General features: G+C 51.3%; 8 protein-coding genes. 2 read left to right on the plus strand and 6 right to left on the minus strand.

Annotated elements, in window-relative coordinates; translation table 11 throughout:
- Positions 1 to 40 precede the first annotated feature (40 nt).
- Positions 41 to 1,816 (plus strand): hypothetical protein, encoded by a 1,776-nt coding sequence (locus tag QGT73_RS11115; protein ID WP_280122479.1) that lies wholly within the window; start codon positions 41 to 43, stop codon positions 1,814 to 1,816.
- 19 nt (positions 1,817 to 1,835) lie between these two features.
- Complete coding sequence (locus tag QGT73_RS11120) at positions 1,836 to 5,138, plus strand: hypothetical protein (RefSeq protein ID WP_280122480.1); 3,303 nt, start codon at positions 1,836 to 1,838, stop codon at positions 5,136 to 5,138.
- 67 nt (positions 5,139 to 5,205) lie between these two features.
- On the opposite strand, the gene QGT73_RS11125 is transcribed toward QGT73_RS11120, so the two are convergent.
- The 6 genes from QGT73_RS11125 to QGT73_RS11150 form a co-directional block, all read right to left on the minus strand.
- Positions 5,206 to 5,916, minus strand: a complete 711-nt coding sequence (locus QGT73_RS11125; protein WP_280122481.1) for a ComF family protein — start codon at positions 5,914 to 5,916, stop codon at positions 5,206 to 5,208.
- The gene (locus tag QGT73_RS11130) at positions 5,913 to 6,422 is read right to left on the minus strand and encodes a regulatory protein RecX (protein WP_280122482.1); all 510 of its coding nucleotides are present in this window, start codon (positions 6,420 to 6,422) and stop codon (positions 5,913 to 5,915) included. The genes QGT73_RS11125 and QGT73_RS11130 overlap by 4 nt, the downstream gene beginning before the upstream one ends.
- Entirely contained in the window at positions 6,419 to 7,273 is an 855-nt protein-coding gene (gene prmC, locus QGT73_RS11135) for a peptide chain release factor N(5)-glutamine methyltransferase (protein WP_280122483.1), read from the minus strand. Before prmC ends, QGT73_RS11130 begins: the two co-directional genes overlap by 4 nt.
- A complete protein-coding gene (locus QGT73_RS11140; RefSeq protein ID WP_280122484.1) occupies positions 7,270 to 8,481 on the minus strand; it encodes a sensor histidine kinase in 1,212 nt (403 codons plus the stop codon). The genes prmC and QGT73_RS11140 overlap by 4 nt, the downstream gene beginning before the upstream one ends.
- A gap of 147 nt (positions 8,482 to 8,628) precedes the next feature.
- A complete protein-coding gene (locus QGT73_RS11145; protein ID WP_280122485.1) occupies positions 8,629 to 10,278 on the minus strand; it encodes a fumarate hydratase in 1,650 nt (549 codons plus the stop codon).
- Positions 10,279 to 10,421: 143 nt separating this feature from the next.
- Positions 10,422 to 12,884, minus strand: a complete 2,463-nt coding sequence (locus tag QGT73_RS11150; RefSeq protein WP_280122486.1) for an endonuclease MutS2 — start codon at positions 12,882 to 12,884, stop codon at positions 10,422 to 10,424.
- Between the last annotated feature and the right edge of the window lie 271 nt (positions 12,885 to 13,155).

A 13,155-nucleotide genomic window follows, 5' to 3' on the forward strand; every position in this document is an offset into this window, starting at 1 on the left:
AATAACCTATTGACATCCTCTCAACTCCACACACTGATAAATGACAACTTTAGCCAAATACCTGACTCTATTAACCGTAGCGGTGCTGTCGGTGTCATGTTCGTCCCATGACATCGACACAACGGTGACGCCTCAGCCAGGGCTGCCGGCCAGCGGTTGCATGGCCGGCTTTACCATCACCCTCGACTCGGGAGGTGGTGACATAAGAAGCCGACTGGCATCGCGGGCACCTTCGGAGGGCGATTATGAGGCCGGTACATATGCCGAAAACTATATCGACATAGACGGCAAAGACTTCATGATACTCTTTTTTGACAAAGAGGACAGATATATAGGCGCGCTTGACAATGTGCTTGTCATCATCGAGAGCTCAGACGGCTCGATGAAACGTTACCGTGTGAGCGGTACGGTGCCTGTCTCGGTGGTGGACGACGCCGGACAAGAATTTAAAATGATGATGCTCGCCAACTGGAGACACGATTACCCGCAGCCCGAAAAAGGCTCTGCCCTTCAGGATATAGCATCCTCAACCCTCGCAGCTTACACATTTGATTACTCTGACGACCAGCGGGTGGGTCGGGAGCGGCCCATACCCATGTTTGGTGTATCGAATCTTATCAGCGGACAGGAGTTTGACCCCGGATGGGAAACCGATCTGGGCACTCTCCATATGCTTCGTGCATATGCCAAGGTGAGAGTGCGCGCCCATGGGGACGGGCTGCCCATAACATCTGTCTCGCTCACTCGCGGCAATTCCCGCGGTTATCGCGCACCTCTGGGCGTGAGTCGTCAGGACGATTATGTCCATGGCAGCTATGCCCGCGACTATTACCGTAAACCTTCAGTCCCGGCTGATAGCGAACAGCTTACCGATATTCCGTTTATTCACAGTGACAACGATGACCTCTGGACTCTCTATATGCCCGAGTTTGCCAATCTCGGTCTTGACGCCGACGGCCGTCCTGACCCGAGAGCTCCGCTTGCCGACGATTCGCGCGCACGTATCAAGGTGACTTTTGACGGACATGTGGGATATGAATACGTCGACTTTAAATATTATTCCGCTCCGCCTGCCTATGCAGGGGAGGATGCCCGCGAAGGCGATTACTTCGACCTGCTTCGCAACACAGTCTACGATTTCACTTTGCGCAAACATTCGGGCAGCGCGGAGGTGGATGTTGAAGTCGACGTTCAGCCTTATGCCGAGCAGGTGCTACGTCCAGGTTTCGGACTCATGCGCGACGAGATGGGCGACCTCATGATTTTGCCGGAGAAAGATGTCAACGGCAATGACTCGCTTCCGGAGTTTTTCATGGACTATCTATATCGTTACGGTAAAGAAGGCATATTGAAAGAATTTCCGCTTGAGTCGCTCGTCGAAGGTGACTATTATGCCATACATCGAGGTCAGGACGGCGAGATGGCTAATGCCGAGATCTGGCTAAAGGATATTGACGGAGCACACGTGCTTGAGAATTTCCGCCCCAAGGATGACAATGACGATAATTGTAGCACACGTTATGTGGAGCTGTACTTTGGTCTCGACAAGTATTATTATCATAAAGACCGTGATGGCGACCGCCGTCTCCACCATTTCCAAAACCATTGGACTGTAGTGCTCGACCGCAAGGACTATACAGTGTTCAAGTCGCCCGACAATCTCTGGCGATATGAAGTGGAATCGTTTGACGCAACTAATCCCGACGAGCTCTACATTGTGGCCGACCCGCCTGAGGATGCCGATAACTATTATTTTATCAAGGTGACAAATGGCGTAATCACCAATGAGAAAGTCACCATACCGAAAAATCCTTAGATAATAACAACCAACCGACATGTCACGATATAATATAAGACTTAAAACTCTTCTCTCATGGTGTGTAGCCGCATGCTCGGCCGCACTCATGACCGCGTGTGTCGATGAGATACCCGGCTACGGACTTAATGACATACCCGAGGGAGAGGTTACGGTCGATCTGCAGGCCGCATTCTCACCTTTCACCGAGTCCATACTGAGCCGTTCCACCACCATCCCCGGCAAGGCTATGGCTGACATTTCAGACCTCTGCCTCCTTGCCTACGGCACAGATGGCCGTCTCATTGACAATGAATATTTTCCCGGCGGAGTGATGCAGATTGATTTCAGTCCCTCCGATGTCAAGGACGAGCCGCGTGATGACCATGACGCGAGCAACGGTGACAAGGCCGAGGCTTCGACCAAATGTCTCAAAAAGACTCTCACACTCCCCACGGGACGTTATTATCTCATTGCCGTGGCCAATCTCGGGCAATATACGCGTAATGAGGACGGTAGTGTCAGTGTGGTCAGCTCTACCTATGACGCGCTGAAAGCCGAAGGCCGGGACAAGTATGATACGCTCGACAAACTGCGGGCCATGACCGTGGGGTGGGATCTCGAAAATGATGCCAACAACCGCGAGATGCTCGGATTTTTCACAGGTTCAAAGGACAATGTTCCGAGCCACACTTCATCATTCACACCTGTGACAGTCGATCGTGCCGGGCTTACGCTTCACACCTGGCTGCGACGCTGTGCCTCCAAGGTCACCATCGACTTTGACGGCTCTGAGTTGCGCGAAAATGTTCGCGTATATCTCAAAGAGGCCCGCATATATGATATACCCAAGGAGTGCACGCTCGGTTTTGGGTTGAAGAGCGATTCGGAAGGCGGCAACTATAATAATGCTGCCGGTAAGGACGGTATCTACACAGCTTCTGAACATCATCTTACCAATGCCATAATCTATGGCGAGGGGGATGACCATAAGGCGTGGCCGGCGATCACCAAGGGTACACCCTATGGTGCATATATAGAGGATGGAACCAAGAGTGCCGACTACGATTACAGCAGCCTCCACAGTGAGACGGCCGACGCGCTGTTTTTCTATGAAAATATGCAGGGCGACGCTCCGCGCGACAAGTTTCAGATAGCAGACCTTGACAACGGTGGAGTGCAGGGCGCGGATGACATCAAGGATGGCATTCCCTACGGCACGTATATCGAAGTTGTCGGCCATTACTACTCTACGGCCAACGGTGCGGTGTCGGAAGGTGACATCAAATATCGCTTCATGCTTGGCAAGGATGTCAAGCGCAACTGTGATGCCGAACGCAACTATCACTACAAACTCACCCTCCGCCTCCGCGGCAACGCCAACGATTATGACTGGCATATTGATTATAAAGAAACTGATGGATTTGATATACCTAATCCCTGGTATATCTCATATCTATATAATCATGATGCCATAATGCCTTTTAAATACACACCTCCGCAGGGATGGAAAGTTACTAAGATTGAGGCTAAGATTATAGAGAATCCATGGTATCCGACTGAGGTGCCGAGTGATGAACAGGTAGCTCCTTTCAATCAAGAGGCCAATCGTGCTCTTGGCAACGGGTTCTTGTCTTTACATGCGACTGAAAAAACAGTTATAACGTGGGATGAAGCCGGAGGTGTTGTAACTAATTCGAGTGGTTTGTTTGATTATACTGCTGCCGCTAATGAAAAAGCCAACGACAAATATTTCTATGGCAAAGTTTCTGATGGTGATTTGGATCGTTCTTCTCGAACATATTATTTTGACGGGACTGACGATGTAACCAATAATGGTCGTGGTGCATATTCCTATCAGAAAGATGGAGATAAATATACTTTTAACATACCGCTTTTTACGAGAGCAAAGGTCATGATAAAAGAAACCGGCTATTCAGGCAATAATCCATATGTTGGATATGAACGTCATGCGAAATTAAAGCTGATAGCTCATCTTGAGAATGAAAGCGGACAAACAAGGTCGGATGAAGATGAGACTACCGTGATTCAAGTGAGACGTATTGTCAATCCCAAAGGTGTGTATCGCAAATCGGGTAACAATGAGGATTTCAACGTCACGTTGTTACGTCTTCCGGGTGACGATGCGGCTAATTTCGTGGAATTTAAATCTGATGGTCCGTGGCTTGCTGAAATAGTCGGAGATAAGAATTTTATCACTCTTGACGGTAAGCAGATTGTGACTGGGTCGACTCAGACACCTATAAAATTTACAATAAAATTCAACAAGCTCAATAATGATAAAAAGATTAGAAACGCTGTAGTGCGCGTCAAATACCATAACTACACCTGTTATCATCTTATATTTGTGAGACAGGGTTATGACGCCCAAGCGATATCACCAACGGGCAAAAATCTTGACGGGGATAATGTTACTGCTACAAAATGGAGTACATTTAACAATATTACGATGTCTGCCCCCGCTACGGATCCGCGAGATGAAGGGTCAATGTTTAAATTCGGAAATCCATGGTGGCCTATTGATGCATATTGTAATGTGTATACAGATGCCAATGGCAATGTAGACTGCGGTTTTCCGAAAGATACAGAATTTTCGACTCCTCCTCCGGTTTATTTTGCCGAAGATGATGGGAGTTGGTATAAACATGAGACTAATGCGTGGAATATCGGTTCTAATTCCAATGGATTTGGCGACAAATATCCTATCGCAACAGCCCGTGATTTTGAACAACTTTACCTGACGCCACATATTCAGTTTGGATATGGTGTATTGTATGCCGATGGAGCTACAGAGACTCAAATGTCGGTTAATGATGCATATGGTTGGTACCGGCGAGATATAGACGGTGAAGTTCCTGATAATCGAAAGGGTATGCGTGGCATGTTTGCTTATTACTGGAATGTAAATGATCCGAATAATGCCTATACTGCTAAAAATGTATTTTTCCCTATCGGTCGTTCAGGTTATGGCCATCGTAAAAATACAAGGTCTACAGCCTCAAATAATGAAAAAGCCGGGACTTTGCGATATGCGTGCGGTCGTTCAAGTTATGCTAATGTATTTGAAAAAACAGCTCCACTATTTTGTTCGCTTTATCGTCGTTCAGGAGCCATCTATTGGGCAAGAAATGCTGCACGTATATATAAATCGTGGGATGGCTCAAAGACTGATGTAGATAAAGATATTGCTAATCCTACGAATATAGAGGGCGCAAGAATGTTTGGCCTTGACATCAATTATTTTACATTTGATGTTAATGCCATTCAAGGTAGTAATATGGACAATGGGGCAGACGCCTGTTTTATTCGCTGCGTGGAATAGTTGAAATATGCATAAAACAAGGCATTGGGAATCAAGCTGAGTGAAGTTTGATTCCCAATGCCTTGTTTTATCTAAGCTTTGATATGGCGAGAGAGTAGACGCTGAGCCGGGCGGTGGGGACTGTGGTGTGGATGGTCTCGAGCGCGGAGAGTATGGTCGAGCCTGTAGTGATGACATCGTCCACTACAAGTATGTGAAGAGAGTCGAGCTGTTCGGGATTTGTCACACGAAATGTGCCGATGGAATTGGTGCGACGCTGTGAGGCATTTTTTCGGGTCTGGGTGGAGTGGGGGCGCGAGGCCGTGAGATTGTCGCCGATTGGCAGACCGATCACATCGCTCAGACCGCGGGCTATTTCGTGTGACTGGTTATAACCCCTCATCCATAGTTTGGTGAAATGGAGCGGGACAGGCATCAATACGTCGATGTCGTCAAAAAATCCTGCTGTGGCAAGCTGTCCGGCATGCATGCGTGCGAGTTTGCGCCCTATAATCGGGCGACGGTTGTATTTTGCGTCATGTATGAGTCTGACGTGAGGTGTGCCCGACATGTGATAATATAGCGAAGCAGCTTTTTCTATAGGGGCTCTCAATGATGCGAGCCTGTCGGCAAGTTCATTGTCGCGATAGTCGTCAAACTCCACCCGGGGCAGCTCCATCAGACATCCGAGACACATCAGATCCTCACCCTCGACAAGCGGGGTGTGACACACAGTACACACTCTCGGGAAAAAGAGGTCAAGAAGGTTGCCGCCCCAGCGTAGGAGTGTGGAGGTCATGAGCGGTCGTCCTCCTCGCCGTCGGCTATGCTGCGGGCCGTAGCATTGATTATGTTTGTGGCAAGTCGTGCCTCAAATCCGCGCTGCATGGCAAATCGCAACACTTTCAGCTTGGCCTCATATGTACGGATATCATCCTTTGACTGTCGAATCTTGGCACGAATCACTCTTCGGGCCACCGAGTAGTATTCCTCCTCGTCAATCCCGTCAAACGATTGGTCAATATCGTCGCGCGAAAGACGTTTGGCCCACAGCCCCTGAATAACCTTTTTGCGTCCCCAGCCTGAAAATACCAGTTTGTCATGTGCATAGGCGCGGGCAAAGCGAGAGTCGTCGACAAAACCGAGTTCTTGAAGCCGACCTATGGCACGACTGATGTCGGTGGCGGATAGCCCCCAGGAGTCCATTTTGCGGCGCAGATCGGGGGTGCACTGCTCGCATTTGGCACAAAGGGCGGCCGCACGCGACAGAGCTTCGTCGTAAGTCAGCGGACGTGAGCGTTTCATGAGGGATGTATAGCTGTGACAAATCTGTCCTTGCCGTGTATATCCTTGACACTCTGCACATCGGTCCATCCGTCAGCCTCAAGCATGGCACACAGTTGTGAGCGGTAGAGCGGGTTGATTTCGAGATAGAGCCTGCTGCCGGGACGTCCTGCCTTGAGGGCGTTGGCCGAGATGGATCTGTAGAACAGCAGCGGATTGTCGTCGGGCACAAAGAGTGCGCCGTGAGGCTCATAGTCGAGCACATTTGCCTCCATGAGCTTGTCCTCGCTTTGGGCTATGTAGGGTGGGTTGGAGACAATGATGTCAAAAGTGGAGTCGGGGAGCGAGGTGGGTTGCAGGGCGTCCTCGATGACGAATGATACCTTTGTCTTACACGCGGCGGCATTGTCACGCGCCACCTCCAGAGCTTCGGCCGATATGTCGGTGGCTGTGACAGTTGCAAATGGCAGACTACGGGCCAAAGCTATGGCGATGCAGCCCGAGCCGGTGCATATGTCAAGCACGTGCAGGTCGGGGGTGTCGCGATAGTCACGCTCGATGATATCGACCAGTTCGGAGGTTTCCTCGCGCGGGATCAGCACTGCGGGGGTCACTTTGAGTGTAAGGCCATGCCAATAGGTAGTCCCGAGTATATATTGTATCGGCTCGTGGCGCAGCAGTCGGCCGATGATTGTATCAATGGCTGTGATGAGCTCGGGGTCGGCCTCACGGTCAGAGTTGAGCATTATGTCGGTCTGCGACCAACCCTTGATGTGCTCGAGGATGATGCGCATGAGCCATCGCGACTCCGACTCCTCATAGACGGGCGCGAGCTGCTGCATGCATTGGCGGGTGTATTGTGATATTGTCATTCTTTACGCAGTGGGATCTCTATGGTGAACGTCGAACCGGCTCCCGGTTCGGACTGCTTTACGTAGATGCGTCCTTCGTGATACTCCTCGATGATACGTCTGGCCAGGGTGAGACCGAGTCCCCAGCCGCGGCTCTTTGTGGTGAATCCGGGGTTGAAGATGGTTTTGAGATGCTTGCGCGATATGCCTTTGCCGGTGTCGGTGATGTCGACCACGGCATTGTCTTTCTCGGCATAGATTCTCACTGTTATGGACCCTTTTCCCTCCATGGCGTCGACAGCATTCTTGATGAGATTTTCCATCACCCACTCGGTAAGCGGTGCCGAAAGCCTTACAGGCAGTGGGCGGTCGGAGGGAATGATGCTGAAGCTGATGCGTTGCGATATGCGGGTCGACATGTATTCGGCCGAACGTATGGCCACTTCATTAAGGTCTTCATCATCCATCGACGGGCGTGAGCCGATTTTTGAAAATCGTGAAGCTATTGTCGACAGACGTTTGACATCCTTATTCATCTCGGCAACCGTCTCGCGGTCAACGCCCATGTCACCAAGCAGTTCCATCCATGCGAGCAGCGAAGAGATAGGGGTGCCAAGTTGATGAGCGGTCTCCTTGGAGAGTCCTACCCATACCTTGTTTTGCTCGGCGCGTTGGGTCGACGATACGGCGTAATACACGATGAGTATAAACGCCATGAGCACCACTATCTGTATATATGGATAATAGCTGAGAGCTTTTAACAGACGTGAGTCCTCATAATAAAGATACTGACATCCGGCCTCGTCCATGTCGATTTTGATAACATTGGGAGTGTGGCGCATGTCATCGAGCTTGCCTCTGAGAAAGTCAAGATTTTTTTCGCTGATGTCGAGAGGCGAGAGTGAGTCGACTGGCTCTGGAAGCCGAAAGTTGCGGTGCATCATTATATTGCCATCGTCGTCGGTGAGCAACACGGGTATATTGCTGTTGCCTTCGATGATTGAGAGCAGAAAGTCGATCGATGATGACGCGCCGCCGCTGTTGTCGGCAGAGGCCTTGACTATCTCGCGTGTGGCGTCGGCCCATATCTGCATCCTTGACCGCTCCTGTTCGGAGAGATCTTTGACGAGCGAGTCGGAGAAGTAGAGAAACACACCTACGACTGCCAGCGACACCACCATAAATATGATGGTGCCGTAGCGGCGTATTTCGTAGATGTTGAGTTGCATCGTATTTCGGAGGAAGGAGGATACAAAAGTTTCATAAAGACAGTCAAAACATAAGTGTTTGTGTAACAATTCCCGATTATGAGAAATCAGGCTTATGTTTCCGCCCTTATGAAACTTTTGTAGCTTAGGTATATCTAAGGTGTTTCGTTACTTGCCGAGAGCACATCCTTTGCACTTCTCGGAGATTTCGGTGAAGAAGTCATTGCCCTTGTCATCAACAAGAATGAATGCGGGGAAGTCCTCGACTTCGATTTTCCAGATGGCCTCCATTCCGAGTTCGGGATATTCGAGGAGTTCAACTTTCTTGATACTGTTCTGTGCGAGGATTGCTGCGGGGCCACCGATCGAACCGAGGTAGAAGCCTCCGTGCTTGTGGCATGCGTCAGTCACCTGCTTGCTGCGGTTGCCCTTGGCGATCATTACCATCGAGCCTCCGGCTGCCTGGAACTGGTCAACATACGAGTCCATGCGTCCTGCCGTTGTGGGACCGAATGAACCTGAGGGCATGCCTTCGGGAGTCTTGGCGGGACCGGCGTAGTAGATGGGATGGTCTTTGAGATACTGGGGCATGGGTTCTCCCTTGTCAAGACGCTCTTTGATTTTGGCGTGAGCGATGTCGCGGCCCACAATGATGGTGCCGTTGAGCGACAGACGGGTCGATACGGGATATTTGGTAAGTTCCTGGAGTATCTCTTCCATGGGGCGGTTGAGGTCGATTTTTACCACTGCACCCTCGCCCTGCTTGCGATATTCCTCGGGGATGAGTTCGCCGGGGTTGGAGTCGAGCTTTTCAATCCAGAGACCCTCGCGGTTGATTTTGGCCTTGATGTTGCGGTCGGCCGAGCATGATACGCCAATGCCTACTGGGCAGGATGCACCATGGCGGGGCAGACGGATGACGCGGATGTCGTGGGCAAAATATTTACCGCCAAACTGTGCGCCGAGACCGAGCTTTTCGGCCTCAGCCTTGAGCTGTTTTTCAAGTTCGCGGTCACGGAAAGCGTGGCCCAGTTCGTTGCCATGGTCGGGCAGCGCATCGAGATATTTCACCGAGGCCTTCTTCACAACTTCGAGATTTTTTTCAGCCGAAGTGCCGCCGACCACGATGGCGATGTGATAGGGAGGACATGCGGCTGTGCCGAGGCTCTTCATTTTCTCCACAAGGAAGGGGATAAGAGTCTGAGGATTGAGTATGGCTTTGGTCTCCTGATAGAGATAAGTCTTGTTGGCCGAGCCGCCGCCTTTGGCCACGAAGAGAAATTTGTATTCGTCACCCTCGGTGGCATGGATGTCAATCTGCGCGGGGAGGTTGCAGCCGGTGTTTACCTCGTCATACATTGTGAGGGGGGCGTTCTGCGAGTAGCGCAGGTTGTCAGTGGTATATGTGATATAGACGCCCTCCGAGATGCGCTCCTCGTCGTCACAGCCTGTGTAGACGTTCTGGCCTTTCTCGCCGTGGCAGATGGCCGTGCCGGTGTCCTGGCAGAAGGGGAGCTGGCCCTTGGCGGCCACCTCGGCGTTGCGGAGCATGGTGAGGGCTACAAACTTGTCGTTCTCGGATGCTTCGGGATCGGAGAGTATCTTGGCCACCATCTCGTTGTGCTCGCGACGGAGCATGAATGCGTTGTCATGGGTACATGCCCGGGCAAGCACGGTGAGAGCCTGTGGATCTACTACGAGAAACTCATGGCCTCCCCAGTTTTCGACCTTTACATAGTCGGAAGTGAGTTTATAATATTCGGTTGTGTCGGGTCCCAGAGGGAACATCGGTTGATACTTAAACGGTTTTGTAGCCATTATGCAGAATTTATGTTATTGTTGATGATATATTATATTTGGTGTGACAAAAATACGAAACATTGTTTATTTATTCAACTCCGACATACCGGAAAATCTGTGGATGCGGGAGTTTTTTAACACGAATTTTCGGTTAAGGCCTGTTATCGCAGTTCCACCACTGTGATACCGGCTCCGCCGAAGCGCACATCTTCGTCGCGGGTCGAGAGTATGCCGGGCACTGTGGCAAGATAATCGCGTATCACCTGACGCAGCACACCTGTGCCGGTGCCGTGTAGTATGCGCACACGCTGTGCACTGAACCGTATGGCATCGTCAATAAAATATGTGACTGCTTGGATGGCCTCGTCGGCACGAAATCCACGCACGTCGATTTCCTGTTTGAACTGTAACTGACGCTGGTGGCCGGCATCGATGGTCGACATGCTCACTGTTGCTGTCTTGGCCTCTTTGGGTTTGGCGTCGGTGGGCACGAGACGGTCGGTTTTGACATTGGTCTTGAGATTGCCAAACGCTACGATGGCGTTTTTGCCATTGACTTCAAGTACGGTCCCGACAGAGCCTTGTCCGTCGAGACGTACGTTTATACCCGGTTCGACAGGTCGTGAGGCTGCGGGCTGGGCCGATGTGGAGAGGTGTGACTGACGAGCTTTTTTATTTTTTGGCGCACGGGCCAGCAGAGAGTTCTCCTTGCCTTTGCCTGCCGACTCGATGGCCTCGCGCTCCTCTTTAAGCCGACGGCGCGCTTCAAGAGTCATTTCGCGTTCGGCGTTGGCTTTCTTGATTTCGGCAATGGTGCGCTCGATGGCGGCATTGGATGACTCGAGAATCTTTTTTGCTTCGGCGCGGGCTTCGTCGATGATTTCACGACGGTGGGCGCGCAGGGTGTCGGCATCGTCAGTGTATCGTTGCAGGCGTTCTTCGAGTTGCTTCTCCTTTTTGCGTATCTCGGCACGTTTGTTTTCCCAATAACGTTTGTCTCGGGTAATGTCGAGGAGATATTTGTCAAGGTTGATGTAGTCGCTGCCCACTATCTGCTCGGCCGCGTCGATAATCTCACGCGGGAGTCCGATTTTGCGGGCTATCTCTACGGCAAACGAACTGCCGGGGCTGCCGATGGAGAGCCGGAAGAGCGGTTGCATCATCTGACGGTCATAAAGCATCGAGCCGTTCACCAGACCGGGGGTGTCGTCGGCCATCTGCTTGAGATTCTGATAATGGGTGGTGACGATGCCCCACATGCCCTCGGCGTTCATCTGCGCGAGTATGGCCTGGGCCAGCGCGCCTCCTATCTGCGGCTCGGTGCCCGAGCCCATCTCGTCAATCAGGAAGAGCGAGCCGCGACGACCGCGCAGAAGCATAAACTTCATGTTGCGCAGGTGTGAGCTGTAAGTCGACAGGTCATCCTCAAGCGACTGGTCGTCACCGATGTCTACAAATATATCCTCAAATATGCCGAAGTGAGAGTTTTCATACACAGGCGGGAGTATGCCACATTGGGTCATGTATTGGAGTGTGCCGACAGTTTTCAGGCACACTGACTTGCCGCCGGCGTTGGGACCGGAGATCACGAGTATGCGTCGCTCGGATGTGAGTGTGACATCGATGGGCACAATCTCGCGTCCGTGTTTCTCGAGCGATAGCTTCAGTCCGGGGTGGCAGGCGTGATACCACTCCAGCTCCTGTCGATTGTGGAGATGTGGCATGAGTCCGCCCACAGCATCGGCATACAGGGCTTTAGCCTGGATAAAGTCGAGATGATAGATGATGCCGGCCGCCTTGACGATGGCGGGGATGGATGGACGCAGCGAGTCAGCTATGACTGTCAGTATGCGGATGATTTCGCGATGTTCCTCCATTTGCAACTCGCGGGTGAGGTTGTTGGCTTCGACCACTTCGGCAGGCTCTATGAATACTGTCTTGCCGGATGCCGACTCATCGTGTACAATGCCCTGGATACGTCGTTTGTGCATGGGGGGGACGGGTATCACCAATCGGCCCTCGCGCATGGAGGGCACGGTGTCGGGTTCGAGCAGCCCCTGCGATATGGCATTGGAAAGCACACGGCGCAATATGGAGTTGACACGCCCCGACATGCTGCGTAGCCGTGAGCGTATCTCGGCCAATGCGGGCGAGGCGTTATCTTTAACAGTCGAAGTTGTCTCGTCTATGGCTTTGTCAATCGATTGGGCTATGACTGGAGACACTTCGGCAAGTGGTGCGGCCAGCGCGTCGAGATGCGGGTATGGGGTGCGCCCGCCTTCGGTTCGGTGGCGTGAGAAGTATGATGCCACCGAGACAAAACACTGTAGCATGCGCCGCACCTTCACGAGATCTTTTATCTCGAGAAATGTGCCGGGGATACGTATGAGTGACAGCGGAGCGTCAATGTCGTGTAGCCCGCTCAGGGGTATGGCTTCATCAGAGTGAAGCGATGCGTTCATTTCGTCTGTGGCCCAAAGTGCTGAGAGTATCGACTCGAAGTCAGTCATAAAGGCCATGTCGGCACACCTGTCGAGTGCGCCCTGGCAGTGACAGCGACGGGCTATCTGGGACCTCACGCCGTCAAATCCAATTTTTTCTTCTATCTTATCCGGAAAAATCATAGTGCAAATTTAGCACTTTTTCATGAGATTTTTGTGTACTTTTGTGTCGGCTGATATTAAAGCGGCTGAAAGAAGCTATGAATATAGAAGAATTTAGAGAATATTGGCTCAAGCCGAAATTCCGGTGCATGTAATTTTCAGAAAATTGTTAAATTTGCGGTATGAAAACATCGGAAGCATTCTGGATGTTCTTGCCCCAGGGGCTGGACGAACTGTTTGAGATGGTGCGCTTCGAACGTACAGAACAGGCATATGACATATGGCTTGATGA

The organism is Duncaniella muricolitica, from assembly GCF_910574735.1.
Lineage (GTDB): Bacteria > Bacteroidota > Bacteroidia > Bacteroidales > Muribaculaceae > Duncaniella > Duncaniella muricolitica.